The sequence below is a fragment of the Pseudoalteromonas sp. P1-9 genome (assembly GCF_001399975.1).
Taxonomy (GTDB): domain Bacteria; phylum Pseudomonadota; class Gammaproteobacteria; order Enterobacterales; family Alteromonadaceae; genus Pseudoalteromonas.
This window is the reverse complement of record NZ_LKBD01000040.1, coordinates 1-25285: the sequence shown is the minus strand read 5'-3', so window position 1 is coordinate 25285 and position 25285 is coordinate 1. Positions and strand designations below refer to the sequence as shown.

General features: G+C 40.9%; 25 protein-coding genes. 18 read left to right on the top strand and 7 right to left on the bottom strand.

The window, feature by feature from the left end; translation table 11 throughout:
- Positions 1-100: 100 nt before the first annotated feature.
- The 3 genes from AN214_RS18455 to AN214_RS18445 form a co-directional block, all read right to left on the bottom strand.
- Complete coding sequence (locus AN214_RS18455; protein WP_054981050.1) at positions 101-562, bottom strand: DUF4124 domain-containing protein; 462 nt, start codon at positions 560-562, stop codon at positions 101-103.
- A 61-nt stretch (positions 563-623) separates the two neighbouring features.
- Positions 624-2090 (bottom strand): DUF3413 domain-containing protein, encoded by a 1467-nt coding sequence (locus AN214_RS18450; RefSeq protein ID WP_054981049.1) that lies wholly within the window; start codon positions 2088-2090, stop codon positions 624-626.
- A gap of 4 nt (positions 2091-2094) precedes the next feature.
- A complete protein-coding gene (locus tag AN214_RS18445; protein WP_010559945.1) occupies positions 2095-2307 on the bottom strand; it encodes a DUF1414 domain-containing protein in 213 nt (70 codons plus the stop codon).
- Between the two features lie 62 nt (positions 2308-2369).
- On the opposite strand from AN214_RS18445, the gene yejK reads away from it, so the two are divergent.
- Positions 2370-3380, top strand: a complete 1011-nt coding sequence (yejK, locus tag AN214_RS18440; RefSeq protein ID WP_054981048.1) for a nucleoid-associated protein YejK — start codon at positions 2370-2372, stop codon at positions 3378-3380.
- Between the two features lie 118 nt (positions 3381-3498).
- On the opposite strand, the gene rne is transcribed toward yejK, so the two are convergent.
- Positions 3499-6414, bottom strand: a complete 2916-nt coding sequence (gene rne, locus AN214_RS18435) for a ribonuclease E (RefSeq protein WP_054981047.1) — start codon at positions 6412-6414, stop codon at positions 3499-3501.
- Between the two features lie 522 nt (positions 6415-6936).
- Here rne and rluC point away from each other — a divergent pair.
- Together rluC and AN214_RS18425 are read left to right on the top strand one after the other, a co-directional pair.
- On the top strand, positions 6937-7896 hold the full coding sequence (gene rluC, locus AN214_RS18430) for a 23S rRNA pseudouridine(955/2504/2580) synthase RluC (protein WP_054981046.1): 960 nt from the start codon (positions 6937-6939) through the stop codon (positions 7894-7896).
- On the top strand, positions 7897-8535 hold the full coding sequence (locus AN214_RS18425) for an HAD-IIIA family hydrolase (RefSeq protein ID WP_054981045.1): 639 nt from the start codon (positions 7897-7899) through the stop codon (positions 8533-8535).
- Here AN214_RS18425 and AN214_RS18420 read toward each other — a convergent pair.
- Positions 8527-9132 (bottom strand): nucleoside triphosphate pyrophosphatase, encoded by a 606-nt coding sequence (locus tag AN214_RS18420; protein ID WP_054981061.1) that lies wholly within the window; start codon positions 9130-9132, stop codon positions 8527-8529. The two genes, AN214_RS18425 and AN214_RS18420, sit on opposite strands and share 9 nt — an antisense overlap.
- Positions 9133-9250: 118 nt before the next feature.
- On the opposite strand from AN214_RS18420, the gene yceD reads away from it, so the two are divergent.
- The 14 genes from yceD (at position 9251) to AN214_RS18350 (ending at position 20935) form a co-directional block, all read left to right on the top strand.
- Positions 9251-9775, top strand: coding sequence for a 23S rRNA accumulation protein YceD (yceD, locus tag AN214_RS18415; protein WP_040641640.1), 525 nt, complete (start codon positions 9251-9253; stop codon positions 9773-9775).
- A gap of 11 nt (positions 9776-9786) precedes the next feature.
- Positions 9787-9954, top strand: a complete 168-nt coding sequence (gene rpmF, locus AN214_RS18410; RefSeq protein ID WP_010559953.1) for a 50S ribosomal protein L32 — start codon at positions 9787-9789, stop codon at positions 9952-9954.
- 10 nt (positions 9955-9964) lie between these two features.
- Entirely contained in the window at positions 9965-11041 is a 1077-nt protein-coding gene (gene plsX / locus AN214_RS18405) for a phosphate acyltransferase PlsX (protein ID WP_054981044.1), read from the top strand.
- Between the two features lie 72 nt (positions 11042-11113).
- Positions 11114-12046, top strand: coding sequence for an ACP S-malonyltransferase (gene fabD, locus AN214_RS18400; RefSeq protein WP_054981043.1), 933 nt, complete (start codon positions 11114-11116; stop codon positions 12044-12046).
- Positions 12047-12061: 15 nt separating this feature from the next.
- On the top strand, positions 12062-12808 hold the full coding sequence (gene fabG / locus AN214_RS18395) for a 3-oxoacyl-ACP reductase FabG (protein WP_054981042.1): 747 nt from the start codon (positions 12062-12064) through the stop codon (positions 12806-12808).
- A gap of 209 nt (positions 12809-13017) precedes the next feature.
- On the top strand, positions 13018-13254 hold the full coding sequence (gene acpP / locus AN214_RS18390; protein ID WP_010559957.1) for an acyl carrier protein: 237 nt from the start codon (positions 13018-13020) through the stop codon (positions 13252-13254).
- A gap of 105 nt (positions 13255-13359) precedes the next feature.
- Positions 13360-14598: a beta-ketoacyl-ACP synthase II gene (gene fabF / locus AN214_RS18385; RefSeq protein ID WP_054981060.1), complete on the top strand. Its 1239-nt coding sequence runs from the start codon at positions 13360-13362 to the stop codon at positions 14596-14598.
- 60 nt (positions 14599-14658) lie between these two features.
- Positions 14659-15450 (top strand): aminodeoxychorismate lyase, encoded by a 792-nt coding sequence (gene pabC, locus AN214_RS18380; RefSeq protein WP_054981041.1) that lies wholly within the window; start codon positions 14659-14661, stop codon positions 15448-15450.
- Positions 15447-16433, top strand: a complete 987-nt coding sequence (gene mltG, locus AN214_RS18375) for an endolytic transglycosylase MltG (RefSeq protein ID WP_082428626.1) — start codon at positions 15447-15449, stop codon at positions 16431-16433. The genes pabC and mltG overlap by 4 nt, the downstream gene beginning before the upstream one ends.
- Entirely contained in the window at positions 16430-17059 is a 630-nt protein-coding gene (gene tmk / locus AN214_RS18370) for a dTMP kinase (protein ID WP_054981040.1), read from the top strand. The genes mltG and tmk overlap by 4 nt, the downstream gene beginning before the upstream one ends.
- Positions 17056-17946: a hypothetical protein gene (locus AN214_RS18365; protein WP_054981039.1), complete on the top strand. Its 891-nt coding sequence runs from the start codon at positions 17056-17058 to the stop codon at positions 17944-17946. Before tmk ends, AN214_RS18365 begins: the two co-directional genes overlap by 4 nt.
- Before the next feature lie 13 nt (positions 17947-17959).
- The gene (locus AN214_RS18360) at positions 17960-18286 is read left to right on the top strand and encodes a PilZ domain-containing protein (RefSeq protein WP_054981038.1); all 327 of its coding nucleotides are present in this window, start codon (positions 17960-17962) and stop codon (positions 18284-18286) included.
- 14 nt (positions 18287-18300) lie between these two features.
- Positions 18301-19074 carry a TatD family hydrolase gene (locus AN214_RS18355; RefSeq protein WP_010559964.1) on the top strand — a complete coding sequence of 258 codons (774 nt, stop codon included), beginning with the start codon at positions 18301-18303 and terminating at the stop codon, positions 19072-19074.
- Positions 19075-19117: 43 nt separating this feature from the next.
- Complete coding sequence (locus AN214_RS18350; RefSeq protein ID WP_054981037.1) at positions 19118-20935, top strand: hypothetical protein; 1818 nt, start codon at positions 19118-19120, stop codon at positions 20933-20935.
- A gap of 318 nt (positions 20936-21253) precedes the next feature.
- Here AN214_RS18350 and rsmF read toward each other — a convergent pair whose 3' ends face one another.
- A complete protein-coding gene (gene rsmF / locus AN214_RS18345; RefSeq protein ID WP_054981036.1) occupies positions 21254-22693 on the bottom strand; it encodes a 16S rRNA (cytosine(1407)-C(5))-methyltransferase RsmF in 1440 nt (479 codons plus the stop codon).
- An 87-nt stretch (positions 22694-22780) separates the two neighbouring features.
- Here rsmF and AN214_RS18340 point away from each other — a divergent pair, with 87 nt between their 5' ends.
- The gene (locus AN214_RS18340; protein ID WP_054981035.1) at positions 22781-24007 is read left to right on the top strand and encodes a nucleoside recognition domain-containing protein; all 1227 of its coding nucleotides are present in this window, start codon (positions 22781-22783) and stop codon (positions 24005-24007) included.
- Between the two features lie 18 nt (positions 24008-24025).
- Here AN214_RS18340 and AN214_RS18335 read toward each other — a convergent pair whose 3' ends face one another.
- Positions 24026-24994: an integron integrase gene (locus tag AN214_RS18335; protein ID WP_054981034.1), complete on the bottom strand. Its 969-nt coding sequence runs from the start codon at positions 24992-24994 to the stop codon at positions 24026-24028.
- Positions 24995-25285 lie beyond the last annotated feature (291 nt).

Genomic DNA, 25285 nt, shown 5'->3' with positions numbered 1-25285 from the left:
CGTTAGTGGCTTTTTTTATACCTATCTCACTTCGGTTTTAGCGCAGCTATGTAGAATGACGGAACAATAAATGAAAGTTGCATCTGTTTCTAATTGGCAATTACTTTCGACTGTTGCTGAGCTTTTTCTTTAGCCTTTTTAATTCGTCTTGTTGCAAGTCGATTAAATCCCTGTACTCTTCCTTGATTTGCTTGCGTTTGGTTTTAACCTCTCTTTTTAAGGTTGTTTTATCTTCTTTTGACATGTGCTTATCGAGCTGAGTTTTTAACTGTGCTAGCTCATTTAATCGCGCCTTTTTCAGTGCACTTATTTTATGTTCAACCCCTTTAATGTCGGATTTAATTTTTAGCACATGTTGTTTTTGGGTGTAGCGATCGATAGTGTCTTTTTTAGCGAAGGGCTTAGAACTGGTATTAACTGCTTTGAGCGTAAGGGTTTGTTGTTGCTGTTTTGATTCACATGGAAATTGACTAAAAGTAATGCCGTTTTCCGTTGTACATTTATAGTAATCAAGCGCTGAACATGTGAATGGAATAAAGAGTAGGGTGGTGAGTAGTTTCATTGCGATTCCCTCATAATCTAGTGACATCCTGTCTTGTCACTAGATTATAGAAAGAGAATGGCTATTGCTCAAACTGCTTTAATTTCTTCAGGCTCTGCACTAAAAATGGCACTTCAAGGTGGCTATCAATGGCGAAGCCTTGCTGTGCTGATACTGTCTCATGTTTACCGTCAGACGTAAGCAAGGTCAGTTTATCTTTTTTATAGATAAGTAAGGTATTGCCACTAATATTCACACCAGTATCGCTACCATCATACAGGTTGTTACCTAACGTCGTATTTTGCACGTTTTGGCAATTAAAGGTGTTGGCTAGCACTGTTGTAATCACATCTTGTGGTGTAATAATGCCTGCAGGTGTAATGTGTGCAGCGGTATAAAGTGTTGATTTTGACCATGCATCTTTTTCGCTGTTTGCCAGAGAAAATGCAAAATCTACAACGCTATTTTTAATGGTTGCAAGGTCTTCATGTGTTTTCACATAGTGAAGCGTTAATTTGGCGCTCTCATCTTCCGCTAAGCGCGGAAGATTAATAAACGATGCATTAACGCTATTGCTCCATGCTGGCAAAATCCCCTGTGCACGAATCACTTTTTGATAGTAACTTGGCAAGCCATAAACCAAATTAAACAGTGATTCACGTTTATTTGCCGGCTGATAAAAGTTATCTGTGGCATTAAGTGTTTTGTCACTTAAATACTGAGTTAATAAAGCCTGGTTATCAAAAACTAATATTTTTGCAGAAGCTGAATTTGTATTACAGGTTAGCGGCTGGTTTGGCGCAACATAAGTCACTTTTTCATTGGCAAAGCTAACATTCTGCGCTTCTTTGTACTCGTCCAAATCGACAAGTTGGTAACGCGCCAATAAACTTTTCGCTGTGGTTGGGTAAGAAAGCGGTAAAACGTTATCTTGTTTGGTGATATCTAGCTTAACATTCGCATCAGCCCAAATATGAAGTAGGTGACTGGCGACAAAGGCAACAATAAATACCGGAGATATATAACGACGAAACGGTTTTTGTCTTAATTCTGTGAGGTGTCGCCACGTGAAGTTACTGGCAACGAGTTCAAAAAACAAAATTACAAAAATAATGCCACCCGCGATAAATAGCGAAAGGCTAGGATTAGTAGAAATTGTATCACTGATCAAGGACACAATCTGTTCAAATACCTGCGGCGACAAATGATAGCCAAGTTGAAAATAAACATAGGCGTCTAATGCCAGAAGCGACATGGTAAAGGTTGCAATTACCGCAGCCATGCCCCGAATATGCCGCGGGTATGGAAAAATAAGACTGAGCGGAAAAATTGTCAGCACAAAGCATAAAAATGTCAAAAAGCTAATGTGACCTAGCCAGTTTAACAACAAGAATACTTTGCCGCTAAACGTCATCGGCATTGGATCTGAAATTAAATAGAGGCTACTCACAATCAATGCAAATAAAATATTTGCAAAGGTGAACCAGTGGCCCCAGCTCAACAGTTTTGCCGCTTTAGACGAAAACGCTTGTTGTGATGACAAATTCATAGCGTTACTTTACTGAGTCTTTTAATGCTTGTGTAAAATTATCTATTAGGGCTTGTCGTTGTGCTGCCGGCACTTTTTCATTAATGATATGTGAAAGTGTATTGCCAAGACTCATTAGGCTTAAATCTAATGGCGCTTTGTGGGCTACAAGGGTTTTTAAAAGGTCATCAACAAGATTTTCTACTTGCTGGTCTGAATATTTTGATAAGATAGGCATCAATTAAGTTCTAATTTTATAAAATTACTCATATTTTAACATTTGAGGCGCGAAAAACAAAGATGACAGTGCAAGTAGAAAGACTCGTCGTTCACTATGTCGACAAAAAAGACGAAACAGTTGAAATTCATCTTCGCAATGATGAAATGCCAGTCAACGATAAGGTTAATGTGTTTATTGAGCAGTTACACCATGCCTACAACGGTAAGCCTGGAAAAGGCTTTTGCGGTTTTAGTCCTGAGAAAAATGGCGTGGTAAGTTCGAGTATTCAAAGTTATCGCCAAGGCGAAATGCATTTTTATCATTTAACCGAGCAGGCCGCCGAGGTTTTAAAAGAAGAATTAAACAAATACGCGTTTAATGAAACGGGTTACCTTATTTTTTGTCATTACCGCTTTGTCGCCGACGATTACGTGATGATCGCATTAGTGAATGTAAAAGAGCATTACTCGATTAACCAAGAGCTTGATCTTACCTCATCGCGTCATTTAGATATCGCTAAAATGCAGTTAGCGGCACGTATCGATCTTAATGGTATGGCAACAGCGCTTGAAGACAACCGTTATATTTCATTTATCAAAGGGCGTGCAGGGCGTAAAGTGGCCGATTTCTTCTTAGACTTCTTAGGTTGTGAAGAGGGGATTGATGCGCGTCAGCAATCGCAAGCAATGTTATCGGCGGTTGAAGACTATTTATCGAATAGACAATTTGATAAAACTGAAAAAGATGACTTACGCAAGCAAGTCTTTGATTATTGTTCAGACTGTGTTGCTAGCGGCAGCGATGCTGACGTATCACAGTTATCAAGCACTATAAGTAAAGATGATGAAATAAGCTTCGACAGTTTTTATAAAGAGCAAGCCTACGATTTAGAAGAATCGTTCCCGGTTGATAAAAAGACAGTAACGTCTATGGTGAAATTTTCAGGTCAAGGCAGTGGTGTAAGTGTGAGTTTTGAGCGCAAGCACTTAGGTGAACGTGTTTTATATGATAAGTACAGCGACACCTTAACCATAAAAGGAATTCCACCTAACTTGAAAGACCAATTAGAACGTTTCTTTGAAGAAAACTAACGCTAGTTGAAGAGTTGCTATTCCAATTCGCTTAATTAAAAAATACGAATTGCTAATACACTAAATTTCAGACAAAAAAAGAGCCGCATATTGCGGCTCTTTTAGTTACAACTTAAGATTAAACTGTTTTTGCCATTGGTGCGCTTGCTTTACCAACAGGGTTAATGCTACCCGGTTGCATACTGCTTGCACTTGGTACTTGGCGTTCACTGTGTGGCATTGCTGATGGCATTTCAAAACCTTCAGTCATTGCGCCACCAGACGCTTTTGTCATTGGCGCACTTGCATGGCGATACGCTATACCGTTTGTTACAGGTGCTGTGTCTGTCTCAGTTTGAGCGACAACCGCTGCAACACTTGGTGTTTCAACTGTCGTCGTTTCCGTTTGTTGCGTTTCAACAACAACGTCTTCTGAAACTGGAGCGACAGCTTCAAGGTTTTCACCGTTAGCGTCTTCAACTACGTCAGCTTTGACTTCAGGCTGCGCTTGTTCAACTTTTGGTGCTTCTTCAACTTTAGTTGGTTCAACGGCAACGTCAGCTGCTGCAACTGAGTCAACTTCTACTTCTGCCATTGCTTGATCAGCAACTGGTACAAAACCTGGTGACTCTGTTGTCTCAAGTTCAATATCAGACTTAGTTTCGCTTGGCTTTTTACGACGCTGACCAGCTGCACGTAAATGGCGAGGCGAACGGCGAGAGCGCGTACGCGTCTCTTTTTCGTCGTCGTTTAGTGATTCAGCGCTTTCAGGTGCGGCTTTTGGCTCGCTAACTTGCTCAACAGGTTCATTGGCTACGTCGTTAGCAACAACCTGTTGCTCGGCAACTTCATGTGTTTTTTGCTCTGCAACCGGCGCGTCTGCGTTTGTTTCTGAAGCCGCTACAAGATCAGCGTTTTTTACTTCTTCAGTCACTTTTGCTGGCTTTTTCGCTTTTACAGGCTTGGAACGCTGTGGCTTTTGCTTTTCAACCGGAGCTGCATTTTCAACAACCGGCGCTTGCGTTTCTGTATTTGTCTCTAACGCTTCATTGGTTTTCTCAATGCGCACTTTTTTACGCATATTGCGACGTTGACGACGCTCTTTTACTTTAACTGGCTGTTGTTGATTTGCTTCCGCTTCAACAGGTTTTTGTTCTTTCTCAACCTTGTTAGCGTTTGAGCGGTTGTTACGGCGGCGACGATTGTTGTTCTCTTTTGAGTTACGTTTTTCATCGCGCTGTTCGCGTTGCTCTTTTTGCTCACCAGCAGCTTGCTTATTACGGTTATTTGGTTTGCGTTGATTGCGACGACGGTTGTCGTTACCACGTTGGTTATTACGACGACCACCACTACGTTTTTGCACTGGTTTTTCTGGTTCTTCAGAAGCAAATAGGCTACCAAACCACTTAGCAATCTTAGTGAATAAGCCTTCTTTTACTTCTTTTTTAACTGGCGCTGGTTCGCTTGGTACAACAACACCTTGTAGTACTGGTTGCTCTTTAACCGCTTTTTCAGCGTGAACAATGGCATCCGTTTTTACTTCAGGCGCTTGAACTTGGTCAAAGCTTACCGTTTCAATCGTTTCATCTTTCTTTAAACGCAATACTTCGTAGTGTGGTGTTTCCAAATGTGGATTTGGAATAATCACTACATGACAGCCGTGGCGTTTTTCAATACGGCGCACGCTCTTGCGTTTTTCGTTTAGTAAGTAAGTTGCTACTGGCACCGGTACTTGTGCATTTACTTGTGACGTATTGTCTTTAATCGCTTCTTCTTCTAGTAGACGAAGAATCGACAATGCAAGTGACTCGTTTGAGCGTACTGTGCCTTGGCCGTTACAGCGAGGGCAGGTACCTTGGCTTGCTTCACCCAGCGATGGGCGAAGACGCTGACGCGACATTTCAAGTAAGCCGAAACGTGAAATCTTACCGATTTGTACACGTGCACGGTCTGGTTTTACTGCTTCTTTTAACTTGTTCTCAACAGCGCGTTGGTGACGCGGCGGTGTCATATCGATGAAATCGATAACAACTAGGCCACCTAAATCACGTAAGCGAAGTTGGCGCGCAATTTCATCTGCTGCTTCTAAGTTAGTGTTTAGTGCCGTTTCTTCAATATCGCCGCCTTTTGTTGCTTTAGACGAGTTGATATCAATTGAGGTTAGCGCTTCAGTTGGGTCGATAACAATTGAACCACCTGACGGTAAACGTACTTCACGTTGGAATGCAGATTCAATTTGGCTTTCAATCTGATAATGGGTAAACAGTGGTGCATCACCTGTGTACAGTTTTACACGGTTAATGAAGTCTGGGCGAAAACGTTCGATATGTGCTTTTGCTTCATCGAATACGCGCTGCTTATCAATTAAAATCTCGCCAATATCACGACGTAAATAATCGCGAATAGCGCGGAAAATTACATTGCTTTCTTGGTGGATTAAAAATGGTGCAGGGCCGCTTTCTGACGCTTTTTTGATAGCATCCCAATGTACAAGCAGGGCGCGTAAATCGTATTCAAGTTCTTCGAAAGACTTACCAACGCCGGCAGTACGTACAATTAAGCCCATGCCTTTTGGTAATTCTAAACGAGACAGCGCTTCTTTTAGCTCTGTACGTTCATCACCTTCGATACGACGAGAAATACCGCCAGCACGTGGGTTGTTTGGCATTAATACTAGGTAGCTACCTGCAACGCTAATAAAGGTAGTCAGTGCTGCACCTTTTTGGCCGCGCTCTTCTTTATCAACTTGTACAATTACTTCTTGGCCTTCTTTTACAACATCTTTGATGTTTGGGCGACCGTTGAAAGTGTAACCTTCAGGGAAGTAACTGCGGGCAATTTCTTTAAGAGGGAGGAAACCGTGACGCTCAGCGCCGTAGTCGACAAAAGCAGCTTCTAGAGATGGTTCTACGCGGGTAATTTTACCTTTATAGATATTTGCTTTTTTTTGTTCATGGCCAGGGCTTTCGATATCTAGATCATATAAGCGCTGTCCATCAACCAGTGCAACGCGCATTTCTTCTTGTTGCGTTGCATTGATCAGCATACGTTTCATATTGTTAAACTCTGTAATAGTAGTAAGAGATTAACAACCAGTGTTGTTCAGACACCCACGAGTTTGTGCAGTCTCACGACTGGGCTGTCTGGGGGGAGTATAACTCCGATTTTCTGTTAAATTGCCACTCTAGGCAGGTGCTCGGTATTTGTTTCTTACCCAGCACAAAAATTCATTTAATTTTATTCTGAACGACGTTTGGTCGTAAATCTCGTATTTTATCTTTTAAAATACGTTTATTAGCTGAGTTAGATGGGGCTTTTCTGAATTACAATCTAGTACACTCATTGGTTCAGGGGGCCGCTACATGCGCTTTAAGATCGTTAAAAGCTTTAGAAAGCTGTCATAGACCTGTATGATCTGCGTCTTAAAGCGTGTTTCATCGTTAGCTTTGGCTAATAAAACACCAAATTGACACGTGGAGCGTGAATTTTGCTCACAAAAGGTCAATTTCAAGCGCGATTATCCCATTAAATATGGACGCTTCGCAACTAAATTATTACTCAAATCAGTGATTAGGCAATGTCAGAACAGCAAAAAAATCAGGTCCGATTTGTTGACATCGATGAAGGCAACCATGGGCAACGAATTGATAACTTTTTAATTACCGCTTTAAAAGGGGTGCCAAAAAGTGCAATTTACCGAATTTTGCGTAAAGGCGAAGTGCGCGTAAATAAAAAACGCATTAAGCCAGTTTATAAGCTTCAAGCGGGTGATGTGGTGCGTATTCCGCCAGTTAAAGTGGCTGAGAAGCAAGAATTTGTACCTAAAAATTTAGATAAAATTGCTAAGCTTGAAGACGCAATTTTATTTGAAGATAAATACCTTATGGTACTAAATAAGCCATCTGGTATGGCTGTTCATGGTGGCAGTGGCTTAAGTTATGGCTTAATCGAAGCACTGCGTAGCATTCGCCCAGATGAACGTAATCTTGAACTAGTGCATCGACTAGACCGCGATACGTCAGGCTGTTTACTCGTTTCTAAAAAACGTTCGGTATTACGCGGTTTGCATGAACAACTGCGTGAAAAAACCATGGAAAAAAATTACTGGGCACTGGTTACAGGTAGCTGGGCAAGTAAAATTAAGAATGTTACTGAGCCACTTCGTAAAAATACCTTGCAGTCGGGTGAGCGAGTAGTGCGCGTAGACGAGGCAGAAGGTAAGCCGAGCCAAACCCGTTTTCGTGTATTAGAGCGTTTTGGCCAATTCGCGACGTTAGTGCAAGCATCACCAGTTACAGGTAGAACGCATCAAATTCGTGTACATACGCAATGTAAAGGTCACCCAATTGCCTGCGATGACAAATATGGTGTTGCTGAGTTTGATAGCGAAATGAAGAAAAAAGGTTTAAATCGCCTATTTTTACACGCACATGACTTAACCTTTATTCACCCTAAAACAGAAGAGTCGATGCGTGTTGAGGCGCCATTGGATAATCAGTTAAAGAACTGCATCAAAACACTACGTGAAGAAGCATAGATGACAGCGAAAGAACTTATCATTTTTGATTGGGACGGTACCATAATGGATACCGTGCCAAAAATTGTGAATACGGTAAAGCTTGTTGCAGATCGTCACCAGTTAACAAGGCCTAGTGATAATGCTATTCGTCAAATTATTGGTCTTAGTTTAGAGGTCGCAATTGAGAGGCTTTTTAATGAACCAAGTGCCACGTTTGAGTTAGCGCAATCATATAAAGAGGTGTATGTGTCAGAAGACGATACGCCATCGACGTTATTTCCTCATGTGTTTGAATGTTTAACAGCATTAAAAAACAAAGGTTATACATTGGCTGTGGCGACGGGCAAAAGTCGCAAAGGGCTTGACCGTTTAATGCACGAGACTCAGCTAAGTTCATTTTTTAAAGCGACACGTACCGCTTGTGAGTGTGCTTCTAAACCTTCACCAGAAATGATTTTAGAAATTTGTAGCGAACTTAATATTGCTCCTAATAAGGCGGTGATGATAGGCGATACCAGCATGGACTTGACAATGGCTCAAAATGCCAAAGTAGCCTCTATTGGTGTTAGCTTTGGCGCACATCCGGTTTCTCAATTAGAGCCTTATGCGCCAGTCGCGATCATTGACCAGTTCGAGCAGCTAGTCGATTTATTTTAAATCCAGTGGGTCAATACCAATTTGTGCAAGCAGGTTGGTTAGCTTAATTAAAGGCAGACCCACAAGGGAATTGGGATCCTCACCTAAGATCTTATCAAATAACACAATACCTAACCCCTCCGATTTAAAGCTGCCCGCGCAGTTCAGTGGTTGTTCTTTATCTATATATTGTTCAATTTGGGCTTGGCGCAAGGTTTTAAAGTACACATCGGTGGTGTCGTGCGTTACTAAGGTGTTATTAGTTGCAATATCAAACACGGCAAGCGAGGTGATAAAACGCACTTTATTACCTGAAAATAATGAAAGTTGCTTAATTGCGTTATCGCGAGTATGTGGTTTTCCGAGTATTTGCACTGTGTTATCTGGCGCTTCAAACACCGCAACTTGATCAGAACCAATCACCACTCCTTGTTGATAAAATTGAAGCGCTGTTTTGGCTTTTTCAAGCGCTAATCGCTCAACCAATTCAACAACGCTTTCATTGGCTTTTGACGATTCATCAATATTAGGTGAAAAGCTCTCAAATACCGGTAAAATTTTTTCTAAAATTGATTTTCTAAACGGCGAACTTGACGCTAAAATAAACGGGGTTTTCATGATAATTTTCATCGAATACTTACTTTTTGCGCAGAATAGGATTCAATTGCGCTAAATGCAAAGGAAAGTTGAATTTTATTTTGACTCTAAGTCTAACAATCTATATGATGCAGCCCCTATGCAAAAGGTGAAGATTCCGATCACGCTTGATCCTATACGAACCGCACAAAAACAGGTCACTTATGACGGTATTGTGTTGTTCGAGCAACTTCCTCGATTACTCGATGTGGTTGTACGGAACGAGGGTGAGGTCGAAGTTAAAATTCATTTCAGAAAAGACGAACAGGGAATTAGTGTTGTTGAAGGCCATGCCAACGCCAACATTACAACCATTTGTCAGCGCTGTAATGAAGAGTTAGGGTTGGATTTGGAACTAGACTTTGCTTATTCGCCAATAGGTATAGGTAAGTCATCTGAGCATCTACCGTCATGTTATGACGTAGTAGAGATGGATGAGGAAGGTGAAATTAATTTACATCAACTTGTTGAAGATGAATTAATGTTAGCCATCCCAATAGTACCGATGCATGAAGAGTCTCATTGCAGATTTTCAGAAAAGCCTTTGAGCTTTGGTGAAATAGAAGCAGAAGATGACAAACCAAATCCATTTGAAATTTTGAAACAACTTAAGAAAGATTCTTAGGAGATAAGGCAATGGCTGTACAAAAAAGCAAGAAGTCTCGCTCTAAGCGTGGTATGCGTCGTTCACACGATGCGATCAATGGTCCAACTCTAACAGTTGATCCAGTATCAGGTGAAACGCACCGTCGTCACCACGTAACTGCAGACGGTTACTACAAAGGCGAAAAAGTAGTTTCTTAATAGAGCTATTTTGATGTCTAATCTAACCATAGCGTTAGATATAATGGGGGGCGATTACGGCCCCCGTTCTTCGTTGCCTGCAGCAATTGAAGCTGTAAATTCGCACGATAATATCACCTTGATATTATGCGGTAACGAAACGCTTATTCGCACAGAGCTTGAAAAGCTCGACGTTTTGCAACACCCTCGATTACAGATTAAGCACTGTAGCGAAGTCGTCAATAACGACGATAAACCATCCACAGCGTTACGCTGTAAAAAAGATTCCTCAATGCGAAAAGCCCTTGATTTAGTTAAATCAGGAGAAGCACAAGCATGTGTATCTGCCGGCAATACTGGTGCACTGTTTGCGATGGCTTATTGCATCTTAAAAATGCTGCCGGGCATTAGCCGACCCGCATTAATCAGTTCGGTTCCAACTGAAAAACCTAAACCAGTTTACTTATTGGATTTAGGGGCCAATGTTACTGCAGATCCAGAAACCCTGTTTGATTTTGCCGTAATGGGCAGTGTGGTTGCTGAGCAATCGCAAGGTATCGAAAACCCAACTGTGGGGTTACTCAATATCGGCGCAGAAGATATTAAAGGGCATGAAGATATCAAACGCGCGTCAGAGCTGTTTGAACAATCAAATGCACTTAACTACATCGGTTATTGTGAAGGCACCGACATTTTCAAAGGCAAGGCCGATGTTATTGTATGTGACGGCTTTGTTGGCAATATTGCATTAAAAACCTGTGAGGGTATTGCCAAAATGATCATTCATAAACTAAATAAAACCCTCAAAAAAAGCATTTTTTACCGCGCCGCAGCACTTTTAATGTTTCCAGTGCTAAAAAAACTCTATAAAAAGATGAACCCCGACCAGTATAACGGTGCAAGTTTGGTAGGATTACGCGGTATTGTGGTTAAAAGTCACGGTAATGCAAAATCGCCCGCATTTTTGGCTGCGATAAATGAAGCCGTGCGGGAGGTTGAAAAGCAACTTCCTGAGAAAATAGCAGCACGATTTGCTGCGCTGAAAGGGCAACAACTCGCGTTGGACAATGAGGAAAATGATCCACTTTGTTCACCGTGCAACAAATAGCGGCACTTTCACCACCAAAAGAATCTTATAACCAGCAAATGCTGGTTTTGTTTTGTTATAGAAGAAGAAACTATGTCAAATAACACAGCGATTTTATTTCCAGGCCAAGGTTCACAAACTGTGGGCATGTTGGCTGAACTACTTGCAGAATCAGATGTTGTTAAAGCAACCTTTGCCGAGGCAAGTGACGCACTTGGTTACGATTTAGCAGCACTTGTGCTTGATGGTCCAGCAGAATCATTAAATGAAACGCACCGTACTCAACCTGCGTTATTAACGTCAAGTGTGGCTATTTATCGTCACTTTATTGAAGCAGGTGGCGAAAAGCCAAGTGCTATGGCTGGTCACAGCTTAGGTGAGTACTCAGCATTAGTTTGTGCAGGTGTCATTTCACTTTCAGAAGCAGTAAAGCTTGTTGAAAAACGTGGCCTTTATATGCAAGAAGCAGTACCAGCGGGTACTGGCGCAATGTACGCAATTATTGGTCTAGCCGATGATGCAATTGCAAAAGCATGTGAAGATGCAGCGCAAGGCGAAGTAGTATCGCCAGTAAACTTTAATTCACCTGGTCAAGTTGTTATTGCTGGTCAAAAAGCAGCAGTAGAGCGAGCTGGTGAACTGTGTAAAGAAGCAGGTGCAAAACGCGCACTTCCACTTGCTGTTAGCGTACCGTCACACTGTGCATTAATGAAGCCAGCAGCTGATAAATTAGCAGCTGATTTAGCAGCGATTACATTTAATACACCTGAAATATCAGTAATTAATAATGTTGACGTAGCGACAGAAAGTGCAGGCGAAGCAATTAAAGATGCATTAGTACGTCAACTTTACAGCCCAGTTCGTTGGACTGAAACAGTACAAAAATTAGCGCAAGATGGCTTAACAACGACTTATGAGTTTGGTCCAGGTAAAGTATTAACGGGTCTTGCAAAACGTATTGATAAATCGGTAAGTTGCGCTGCAGTTAACGATTTAAACACTCTTTCTAGCGTTTTAGACGCATAATTTACGGAAAATTTTATGAGTAACTTATTCTCTTTAGAAGGCAAAGTAGTACTAGTAACTGGTGCAAGCCGTGGTATTGGTAAATCAATTGCTGAAACTCTGGTATCGCTAGGTGCTAAAGTTGCAGGTACTGCAACAAGCGAAGGCGGTGCAGGTAAAATTAGTGATTATTTAGGCGAAAACGGCAAAGGTTATGCACTTAACGTTACCGACGCTGAATCAATTGAAGCGACACTTGCTGCAGTAAAAGCTGACTTAGGCGATATCGATGTATTAGTAAATAATGCGGGTATTACTCGTGACAACCTACTTATGCGTATGAAAGATAGCGAGTGGGATGACATTATCGATACTAACTTATCGTCAATTTTCCGCTTATCAAAAGCGGTATTACGTCCAATGATGAAAAAGAAAAATGGCCGTATTATCAATATTGGCTCAGTGGTTGGTACTATGGGTAATGCGGGTCAAGCTAACTATGCAGCAGCAAAAGCAGGCGTAATCGGTTTTTCTAAATCGATGGCGCGTGAAGTAGCTTCTCGCGGCATTACGGTTAACGTAGTAGCGCCTGGTTTTATTCAAACAGATATGACTGATGAGCTTACAGATGATCAAAAAGCAGCAACGCTTGCTAACGTGCCTGCGAACCGTTTAGGTCAACCGAACGAAATTGCAGCGGCAGTAGCTTACTTAGCATCTGACGCAGCGGCGTACGTAACAGGCGAAACTTTGCATGTAAACGGCGGCATGTACATGATCTAGCGCATGCGCTTATCGCAATTTCGGCGAAATTGTTTAATTTAGGGTTGAAATTGCGGTGAAAGTAGGCGATAAAAGGTTAGTTTTAGATTTATGAGGTTCGACCAGATAATAAAAATCGAAATGAATCTTGAATCATAAAATTTTGCAGCGTAAACTACGCCGCAATCTGAAAAATAACGCAAAAGCGTTTTTTAATTAAGGAAAAAAGAATGAGCAACATCCAAGAACGTGTTCAAAAAATCATCGTAGAGCAACTAGGTGTTCAAGAAGAAGAAGTAAAAGCAGAAGCATCATTTGTTGATGATTTAGGCGCTGATTCACTAGACACTGTAGAACTAGTTATGGCTCTAGAAGAAGAGTTTGACACTGAGATCCCAGACGAAGAAGCTGAGAAGATCACTACAGTTCAAGCAGCTATCGATTACGTTACTGCTCACGCTGAGTAATTAAAGCATAGACATTAAAGGCAGCATTCCAGCTGCCTTTAGTTTTTCAAAAGCCCTCATTAGGGCTTTTGTATTATCTGCACCTAATATATTTTGGAGATGACTGTGGCTAAACGTCGAGTAGTGGTTACTGGCCTAGGTATGTTAACCCCACTAGGTAATGATGTTGATTCAACATGGCAAGGTTTATTAGCGGGTCAAAGTGGCATTGGTTTAATCGATCATTTTGATACGTCTGATTTTGGTACTAAATTCGCGGGTCTGGTAAAAGATTTTGACCCAACACTGTATATGGCGAAAAAAGATACCAAGAAAATGGATTTATTCATTCAATACGGTATTGCCGCTGGTGTACAAGCATTTAAAGATTCAGGTTTAGAAGTAACTGAAGAAAATGCTGAACGCATTGGTGTTGCGGTAGGTTCGGGTATTGGTGGTCTAACACTTATCGAAGAAAACCATGTTAAATTACTTAACAGCGGTCCTCGCAAATTATCACCATTTTACGTGCCTTCAACTATTATCAATATGATTTCAGGTCATTTATCGATTATGCACGGCCTAAAAGGTCCAAATATTTCGATTGTTACGGCATGTACGACAGGTCTTCACAATATTGGTCACGCAGCACGTATGATTGCCTACGGTGATGCAGATGCAATGGTTGCAGGTGGTGCAGAAAAAGCATCAACACCAATCGGTATGGGCGGTTTTAGCTCAGCACGCGCACTTTCAACACGCAACGATGACCCACAAGCAGCATCGCGTCCATGGGATAAAGACCGTGACGGTTTCGTACTTGCAGACGGTGCAGGTGTAATCGTACTCGAAGAATACGAACACGCAAAAGCGCGTGGCGCAAAAATTTATGCTGAGCTTGTGGGCTTTGGTATGAGTGGCGATGCGTATCACATGACGTCTCCACCAGAAGATGGCGCAGGCGCGGCGTTAGCGATGAAAAACGCACTAAATGACGCAGGCCTTAATGCTGAGCAAGTGGGTTACATCAACGCACACGGTACATCAACGCCGGCAGGTGATATTGCGGAAACCAACGCTGTTAAGTCTATTTATGGCGCTGCAGCAAGTGATGTGCTAGTAAGCTCGACTAAATCAATGATGGGTCATTTACTTGGAGCTGCAGGTTCTGTTGAATCAATCGTAACGATTTTATCGCTTCGTGACCAAAAAGTAACACCAACAATCAACCTGGATAATCCAAGTGAAGGTTGTGATTTAGACTACGTTGCGCACACTGCGCGCGATGCGAAATTGGATTACGCGCTGTGTAATTCATTTGGCTTCGGTGGAACTAATGGCTCTTTATTATTTAAGAAGATATAATCGTTAGCAGAAATCGAATTGCGAATAAAAGCCTAGGATTTCCTAGGCTTTTTTGTGTGTATGGACATAACAATAATAAAAAATAGCCAAACTCAAACTGTCGCCTCTAATGACCGAGCATTGCAATATGGCGATGGCTTTTTCACTACCATTAAAGTAGAAAATGGCAAACCGTGTTTGTTAGAGCAGCATTTAGCACGGCTAGAGCGCTGTGTGGCGCGTTTGTATTTTAATAATGTTGATTTATCAGTAATTGAAAACCAAATAAATGCGCTTGCAAGCCTCCATTCTCTGGCCGTTATCAAAGTTATTGTCAGTCGTGGTCAAGGTGGCCGGGGTTATCAACTGCCTACCGTACAAGTGCCGCAGGTTTATATTTACACTTCTGATTTTCCTGAGAATTATTTAACGATCAAACAACAGGGCATCGCCCTCGATACCTTATCAACGCAATTGGCAGTCAATCCTTTACTTGCAGGGTTAAAAACCCTTAACCGTTTGGAGCAGGTGTTAGCAAAGCAAGAATTACAACAAAAAGGTGTTAGCGAGGGGCTTTTACTTAACTGTAATCATGAGGTCATTGAAACTACAGTTGCTAATATTGTGCTGTTAAAAAATGGCCATTTAATTACACCAAAACTGGATAAATCGGGTGTGTTTGGCGTTTATTTAGCGCATTTAGCGAAGCATATCGACATTAAATTTGATACTGTCTCTTTAAGCGACTGCTACAGTGCAGATAATTTATTTTGTTGTAATAGCTTAATGGGGATCGTACCAATTACACGTCTTGATACACATTACTACAGCCTTGAAAACGCACTTCAATTTTTAAACGAGCAAGCATTATGATACGAGCGATTGCGTTTTTATTTACGACTTTAATTGCAGCGGTTGCCTTTGTGGGTATTCAGCTTAAGCAATTACAAGCAACACAAATTAGCATCTCTGAACCAACACTTTATCAAGTAAAGGCAGGCACGGGCGTAAACGCAATGTGCCGCACATTCAAAGCTAATGGTTGGATAATCGACTGCTTTTGGCTCAAGGTATACGCCAAAATAAACCCTCAGTTAGTGGAATTAAAACAAGGCATGTACTTAATTGAGTCGCAGCCTTTGCTATCGTTAATTTCAAAGATGAGTAAAGGGCGCGATCATCAATTTGCGTTTACTATTGTCGAAGGCTCAACTTTTAAACAAGTGTTAGCCAGCTTTAAAGATGCGCCGTATTTAGAATTAGTGTCAGAGCAATCGTTGCGAACTACACTCAGCATGTGGGGCATTAATCAAACTAATCCTGAAGGGTGGTTCTACCCAGACACGTATCATTATTCTGCTGGTGATAGCCAGTTAGATATTTTAAACCGCGCTTATGAAAAAATGGCTAATACCTTAGATATCGCATGGCAAACCCGCGATACCTCAGTACCACTTAAATCAAAATACGATGCACTTATTCTTGCATCGATTATTGAGAAAGAATCAGGTCACAATGCAGAGCGTGATTTAATTGCGTCTGTATTTATAAATCGCCTTCATAAGGGCATGCGCTTACAAACCGACCCAACAGTAATTTATGGGTTAGGGGATGAATATCAAGGTGATATTAAAAAAGAGCATTTAAAACGTCACACCGATTATAATACGTATCGTATTAATGGATTGCCGCCAACACCTATAGCTATGCCATCAGAGCAGGCTATTTACGCGACTTTAAATCCACGATACTCTGATTTTTATTATTTTGTTGCATCAGGAGATGGTAAACACCATTTCTCTAAAACATTAGCTGAGCATAATGCAGCAGTTAGGAAATATATTTTAAAAAAATGAACGGTAAATTTGTTGTTATTGAAGGCCTTGAAGGGGCTGGTAAATCGTCTGCAATTGCAGTGTGTCAGCGCGTATTAAATGACGCGCAGGTTAAATTTGTTAATACCCGAGAGCCCGGTGGAACACCGCTTGCTGAATCGCTGCGTAGTTTAGTGAAAGCAACACATGAAGAAAAAGTAAGTGATGCAACTGAATTACTGTTAATGTACGCAGCACGCTCGCAATTGATTGAAAATGTTATCAACCCTGCGCTTAATCGTGGCGACTGGGTATTAGGCGACAGACATGACTTATCATCGCAAGCATACCAAGGCGGTGGCCGTGAAATCGATAAGCACAAACTTGAAGCCTTGGCGGATATAGTGTTGGGCGAGCTAAAGCCAGATTTAACATTATACCTTGATATCGACCCAAAGATTGGATTGGCGCGCGCTGCGAATCGTGGTGAGTTAGACCGTATTGAGCTTGAACAATTAAGCTTTTTTGAACGTACTCGCGAAGTGTATTTAAATGCCTCAAAAAACGACAGTTCAATTGTTACTATTGATGCCAGCTTACCAATGGAAACTGTTCACACACACATTGAAAAAGCACTTAAGCAGTTTATTGATGGAGCGAATGCGTGATCCCAAGCTGGCTTCAATATAATTACGCACAGCTTCAGCAATTAGGCGCTACGGGGCAGCTGCACCACGGCCTATTGCTACTTGGAAAAGAGGGCGTTGGTAGTTTCGATTTGGCATATCAGCTGACGTTAGATTTATTGTGTATGTCTAACGGCACTCAGGCATGTGGAGTTTGTAAAGCATGTACCTTAAATAAAAGCCAAACAAACCCAGATTTTATGTTGGTCAGTGCTGAAAAAGATAGCATTAGCGTTGAACAAGTGCGTGCGATCAGCGACTTTTTTGTCAGTACAGCAAGCTTCCAAGGTAATAAAGTGGTTATTGTAAAAGATGCCCAATCTTTAACCTTATCAGCAAGTAATGCATTGTTAAAAACCTTAGAAGAGCCCAACGCTAATCGCTATTTGGTACTGCTAAGTGATCCCAATACGCCACTACCAGCAACAATTTTAAGCCGTTGCTTCAAAATTACGTTGACGGTAGACGCCAATCAAGCAAAACAATTTATTGGTGATTTAAGCATTGATGCGACTCAACCTTGGGTTAATGCATTTTTACATAGACCGTTATGTTTAAAGCAATGGCAAGAAGACGGGCAACTAAGTGCCGTTGAATCTTTGTATCAGTTATCTCAGCAGCAAACGTTACAATCATGTCATAAGCAATTGCTTGAACTTTTTAACCAAAACACTGATTATATAGATATATTTGCGCAATTTTGCGCACAAAAATTGCAAACTGAGCTACTCAGTAATACGCTGGATGTAAAACGCTATCAAGAAAAAAATCAAGCATTGCTCAGTTTTGCGCATAAGTTTAAAGAAGTTAAAGGACTTAATTTATCGTTGCAGTTAAACCAACTGTTAAAACAATTAAGTTATTTATAAATAGGACATTATTTTGCAAGAATTACTCGTTGATTTTGAAGACACACGTGAGCTTTACAAAAGCTACATGCCTTACCTTAAAACAGGTGGCTTATTTGTTCGTACTAATATGCAATTTGAAATGTCACAGCCCCTTGCGCTTCGCATTAGCTTACCAGATGCACTTGAAGAAGATGTGATCACCGGTGAAGTAGTATGGATCACACCGCAAGGCAGTCAGAACTCTAATCCACCGGGTATTGGCGTTAGCTTTATTGATGATAAAGGCCAAGTACGTGATAAAATCGAAAAAATGCTAGGCGGTATGTTAAACTCTAGCGATCCCACTTATACCATGTAGTTTATGGACTTTTTGTGATTGTAGATTCTCACTGTCATTTAGACAGACTTAATTTTGATGAGCTTGGTCTTTCTCTTGACCAAGTATTAGAAAACGCCCGCGCTAAAAGTGTAGAGCACTTTTTATGTGTGTCGGTAACCTTAGATCAATTTCCAAGTATGTTGGAAAAGGTTAAAGCGTATCCCGATGTGTCAGTTAGTTGTGGTGTACATCCGCTAGACCAAAAAGACGTACTTGATAAAGCACGTTTAGTTGAGCTCGCAACGCACGATAAAGTAGTGGCGATTGGTGAAACTGGTCTTGATTACTACTACAGTAAAGACACCCACCAAGTACAGCAAGATTCATTTGCCGGGCATATTGATGTTGCCAATGAATTAAACAAGCCGTTAATTATTCATACCCGCGATGCAAAGCAAGATACTCTTGATATTATGCGCGCTCACAATGCACAAAACTGCGGTGGCGTATTGCATTGCTTTACTGAAGATTGGGAAATGGCAAAGCAAGCGCTAGATTTAGGGTTTTATATTTCTATTTCGGGTATTGTAACCTTTAGAAATGCCGCAGCGCTTCGCGAAGTGGTAGAAAAAATTCCGCTTGACCGTTTGTTAATTGAAACAGACTCGCCTTATTTAGCGCCAGTACCGCATCGTGGCAAAACTAATCAACCTGCGTATGTTGAAGATGTTGCGTACTTTATTGCGGATCTTAAAAAGTTATCGTTTAAAGAGCTTGCAAAGGCAACTACAGATAACTTTTACGACCTCTTTAAACTAGCCAAGTAAACAGGATAACTGCGTGACACTGCCTATTCTGTTAACAGGACCTATGATCCGGCGAGCAGAACCGAGACAGGTCACGTTATTTATTGTAAGTTCCCAGCAAGCGCCGTTTAAAGTGAATGCCCAGGCGCTTGGCGAATTTGAACAAACCCAACAAATTTTAGCACTTGGCGAACACTGTTTTTGCCACTTTTACTTTTTAAATAGCACATCGACTACAGGGTTTGTAGTTGATACGCTAATTTCATATCAATTAGAGCACAACAATGCGCCCGTTGACTTGTCGGCGTTTTATCTTGATGGCCAATCATCGTGCAGTTTTGTTATTGCTAAACAGCTTAGTAACATTTTGCATGGCTCTTGTCGTAATCCACATCATGAATCAAAAGACGCGCTTATAACCGCAAGCCATTACTTGGCAAGTAAACGCAAAAATAATGAGCCAGAACCAAGTTTACTGGTGATGTCGGGCGATCAGATATACGCAGATGATGTTGCGGGCCCTATGCTATTAGCGGTTGAACAGTTAATCCACCAGCTAAAGCTTTTTAAAGAGCCTAATCTGATTGACGAACTTCAGGCTGATGCTAAACATACGCTTTATACGCGTGATACTATTTTACCGATAACCAAATGGCATGAGCGTTCTAAACTCGAGTTTGGCTATTGGCTGCGCCAAGATTTAGAGCACTTTACTAGTTTAAAATCGCATAACCACTTAGTGCATCTTGAAGAATTTTTTGCGCTTTATTTATTAACAACGAGTGCAGTGTGTTGGCAGCTGGTTGGGTTAGATGATTTAACATTCGAATCGAATAATCAAAAACACAGCAATACATTTTTACAAGAAAAACAAAACTTAATCGACTTTGTTGATGGTTTGCCCGAAGTTGAAAAGCTATTTGCTAATATTTCTCATATCACCATGTTTGACGATCACGATGTCACCGATGATTGGAATTTAACAGCGGGGTGGGAGCAGGCAGTTTATTCAAATCCGATAAGCAAACGCATTATTGCTAACGGCCTGATAAGTTATTTAGTGTTCCAAGGTGTGGGTAACGACGGCGGCGAATATACCAAGGCGCTGTTAAATGCATTAGATGAGCAAATAACCACCCAGTATCGTCATTTAAAGCAATTTGATAATCAAATATTGGCATTTGATAGATGGCATTACACCCTTGATACTCACCCTAAAATTATTGCACTCGACACCCGAACACACCGCTGGCGCAACGAAACCGATTTCAACGAACCGTCAGGTTTATTAGATTGGGAACAATTGGTCGAGCTTGACGATAATATGACAGGGCTTGAAGAGGTTATTTTAATCTCACCAGCGCCGGTATTTGGTGTTAAATCAATTGAAGCGATTCAAGCAATTTTTAACTTTTGTGGTCAACCATTATTAGTTGATGTGGAAAACTGGATGGCCCACGAAGGGGCGGCGCGAAAACTAATGCAAATATTCAAACGCGCAGACACGCCAATTGAAACGCTTATTTTGTCAGGTGATGTGCATTATTCGTTTTGTTTTTCGGTGCAAAGCCGTTTTTCAAATCGTGATAACCGTATTTGGCAACTTACCGCCAGCGGCATTAAAAATGAATTTCCCAAATCCTTGCTCAGCAAATTAAACACCTTAGATAGTATTTTGTACCATCCAAGTAGCCCGCTTAATTTCTTTACTAAACGTTGGCAAATGAAGGTGCATAAACACCGCCATAAACAATCAACAAAGCATTTAGTGAGTGATTCGGCAATTAGTTTAGTGTGTTTAGACAACGAACGGCTGACGCACTACCAGCTATTACACGGTGATGGAAACATTACAGAATTTGATCTAAAAGAGAAAAGTTAAATTAAGCCCTGATTTTAACCTTCAATACCGCTGAAAAGTTGCAAAATACGGGGCTAAAGCCAAGTTTGTTGCGCTTTTACAAACGCCCAATAAAAATCGCCCAGGACCAATCCACATTGTCCTGGGCTTAGGGGAATGGCTCATTTAATGAGCCGTGCGCTAACTTACAAACTTGATCATTTCATAGGGAGAAGTGAAAAAGTATTAATAATTGTAGTTAAATTAATCAAAAAAAGGAAATTTTTGCTCAAAAAATAAAATCATAAAAAACAACTGGTTATAAATTGTTTAAAAAATTGTTAACAAGTTTTCATTGAGTTATTCCCAAGTTATCAACCGACTATCCCGAACTAACTCACGTGGTAAGCCATTTTTGATTTTGTTCTTTTGCCATTTTCCTAAGCCTACGCAGGTATCGTTTAATAAAAGTAATACCTCGTCTTTCGCGCTAGTAACTTGTGCTAATTTAATATCTTTTCCTTGAAAGTAGTCACAAGCCTCTGAAACTGACAGTTTATGGGTGTTTTTAAGGCCTTCAGCGCCAAAGCAAGTTGCAAATTCATGATGTAATCGAATGCCATTTTTGTGCACCTTGCCAAGCAAAATTCCAATGCGACTGTATTTAATTTTGTCTATTACCGAGTCTATATTGCTAGGAAACAACCAGAGCTCTTGCTCGCGTTGCCACAGCTTGCCTGCAAGCGGTTTCATAGCAAATTGCTTTTTGATTATTTGGTTAAACTGCTCGGTTGTTTTTTTATCGGCAGGGGTAAACGGAAATACGCCTTTTTTAACTTTTGGCACAGGCTGTGGCACATGGGACTTTTTAACAAACTTGGCGACAAAAAAACCTTCGGTATCGTAAATTTGTGGCCAAATATGTAAGTAACCTTCATCGGTAGCTGAAGCCTCTGCATTTTCAAATAAATGATTAAGCGGCACTACCTCAATATGGTCGGCAAATGTAGTGAGTAAATATTGGCATACTGCTTGGTTTTCAAGTGGCGTTAACGTGCAGGTTGAATACACCAGTGTGCCACCTGTTTTTAAGGCATAAAACGCGCTTTCGATTAGGCGCTTTTGCACATCGGCAATTTCAATATTAGATTCAATAGACCAATTTTTTAATGCATTTTCGTCTTTACGAATAGTGCCTTCGCCTGAGCATGGTGCATCAAGCAGAATATGGTCAAAGCTCTGTTCCATATACTGACCAAAAATACTGGCGTTAAAATGCGAAAGGGCACAGTTGCTAATACCTAAACGCTGCATATTGGCACTTAACGACTTTATACGCGAACTCGAATACTCATTGGCAACTAATACACCTTCGCTTGAAAGGGCCTCAGCAATTTGAGTTGATTTACTGCCAGGTGCTGCGGCCATATCAAGTACACAGCAGTCACTTATGTCGTTACCATCTAACAGGGCGGTAACAGGCATCATGGAGCTTGCTTCTTGCACGTAAATGCAACCAGATAAGTGAATATCAGTATTACCCAGTGAAAGTGATTGTTGGTTTTCAGGGCGTTCAAGCCAAAAGCCATTTTCACACCATGGCACCTGCGTTATTTGCCAATCGTTTAGGGCTGCGTATTGTTTAAAACTGGCAACTGACATCTTTTTGGTATTTACGCGAACGGCGGTTCTAAGTGGCTTCTTACATGAGGCAAGATAATCATCTATCGAGAGGTGATTTGGAATATAGCTTTCAACATCGTCAATAAACGTTTGTGGAATATAAATATTAGAATGCACTTTTTATCTGCCATGTAAGGGTAATTGCGACAATAATACAGGAAATGTGGCACACTAAGCAGCATTCAAAATAATAATAATCTGATTATGCTTAACAAAATTTGGCTTTCATTTTTCATTATCGCGTTTGTGTCTGCATTGGCTACTTGGATGGGCGGTGACGGCTTAGTATTTGAAAGGCTGGTACAAGCGGTGTTTAGCATGGCCAAAGTATCCGTTGAAATTGCTATAGGCCTAATTGGTGCACTGTGCTTTTGGTTAGGGGTAATGAAAATTGCCGAGCGCGGCGGCATGGTAGATGTACTTGCCAAAGGCTTATCGCCACTCTTTACCCGCTTAATGCCTGACGTACCAAAAGGCCATCCGGCGTTTGGTTCAATTACCATGAATTTAAGCGCTAATTTACTTGGCCTTGATAATGCAGCAACGCCAATGGGCATTAAAGCCATGCATGATCTGCAATCTCTTAACAAAACGCCCGATACCGCAACCAACGCACAAATTCTGTTTTTAGTATTAAACACCAGCTCAGTGACGCTATTTCCAATTGCGGTATTTGTTTATCGCGCGCAGCAAGGCGCTGCTAGCCCAACCGATGTGTTTATTCCCATTTTATTGGCAACTTTTGCTTCAACGTTTGTTGGTTTATTGGTTACCTGTGCTATTCAACGAATTAAACTGTTTAATACTGTTGTGCTGTTATACCTTGGTGGGTTAGTAGCAATTGTTATGGCGTTAATTTTGTATTTTATGAACTTAACCACCGAGTTGATGCAAACCCACTCGGCAATATTCAGTAACTTTTTAATATTTGCGTTTATTATTCTGTGTTTATGTTGGGCAAGTATTAAAAAAATAGATGTGTACGACAGCTTTATTACTGGTGCCAAACAAGGGTTCGAGTTATCAGTTTCGTTAATTCCATATTTATTAGCCATGTTATGTGCCATTGGGGTGTTTAGAGCGAGTGGGGCGCTTGATTATGTATTGGACTGGCTGCGTAGCTTGGTTATTACCCTTGGCGGTGATACACAATTTGTTGATGCCATGCCAACCGCTTTTATGAAACCACTCTCAGGCTCTGGCGCTCGTGCAATGATGTTAGAAACCATGAATACCCATGGTGCAGACTCATTTGCAGGGCGTTTAGCTTCTACTATTCAAGGTTCAACCGAAACCACGTTTTATGTGTTGGCTGTATACTTTGGCGCGGTAGGCATTAAACATACCCGCCATGCAGTAGGCTGTGGCTTAGCTGCTGATTTTGCCGGTATTCTAACTGCCATTGGTGTGTGTTACTGGTTTTTTGGTTAGTTGCTAAAATTTAACTCTTTACAAATGCGACAAGGGGCTAATCACACCGTTCGCTCCTTGTTGTAATATATGTGTATAAATTTGCGTAGTTTTTACATCGCTATGACCTAATTGATCTTGCACGGTACGAATGTCTGCGCCATTTTGCAGTAAATGTGTAGCAAAGGAGTGCCTGAGTGTATGTGGAGTAATCGGTTTATTCAGGTTTGCTGCTTGTGCTGCACTTTTGATGGCCTTTCTAACACCGGTTTGGTGGAAATGGTGACGGCGTATTTCGCCTGTTTCAGGATCGGCGCTTAGTTTATGAGAAGGAAAAAGATATTGCCAAAGCAATGATTTATTTGCGTTTGGATATTTCCTAGCAAGAGCATTAGGCATCCAGACCCCTGCGTAATGTGCATTTTGCAAATCAATCTTTAAATATTCATCAACTTGTATGATTTGATTTCTTAGCATGGGTATAAGTTCAACAGCAAGCGTAACGACTCGATGCTTTGTTCCTTTACCGTTCCATATACGAACACATTTATAATCGAAATCAATGTCTTGAACTCTCAATTGCACTGCTTCCATAACACGTAAACCACTGCCGTACATTAACCCAGCAATTAAATAGTAACGTTTTTTAAGGCAAGCCATCAAACGCCTAATTTCGTCTGGCGTCATGACAATAGGAAGCTTTGCTTGCCTTTTACTACGCACAAACGATAGATTGCAAGACAACTCATTACCAATAATATGTTTGTAGAGAAAAGCTAATGAGTTTAGTGCAGTTGCTTGTGTTCGTGGTGATACATTTCCTTTGAGTACAATATAATCTAGATATTCGATTACTTCGTTATCTCCCATTGATGCAGGGTGGCGTTTATTATGGAAATGTATAAAGGAAGCAATCCATTTTAGATAAGTATCAACAGTTCTGATTGAATATTGGCGTGTTAACATAAATTCAGCAATATAGTTTAAAAACGGAGAACGTGTTTTCATTATTTTATCCAAATAACACTGTTTATTTATACAGTATCGCCTAATTTCTCCTATATTCAAGAAAACGACCCAATGGGTCGTTTTTAAAATTCATAAAAAATGTAGCAGCAAAAAAATATGATATATAGCAACCAATTACGATTTATGTTAAAAGTGGTTTAATAAGATAAATGACCCAATGCTCGGTAGAAAAACGACCCATTGGGTCGATATTAAATTGTTCTGATGGAATTGGAAAAGGAAGCTCTAGATATTATAGTGCACACAGTGATTTTTACTGTATATTTAATC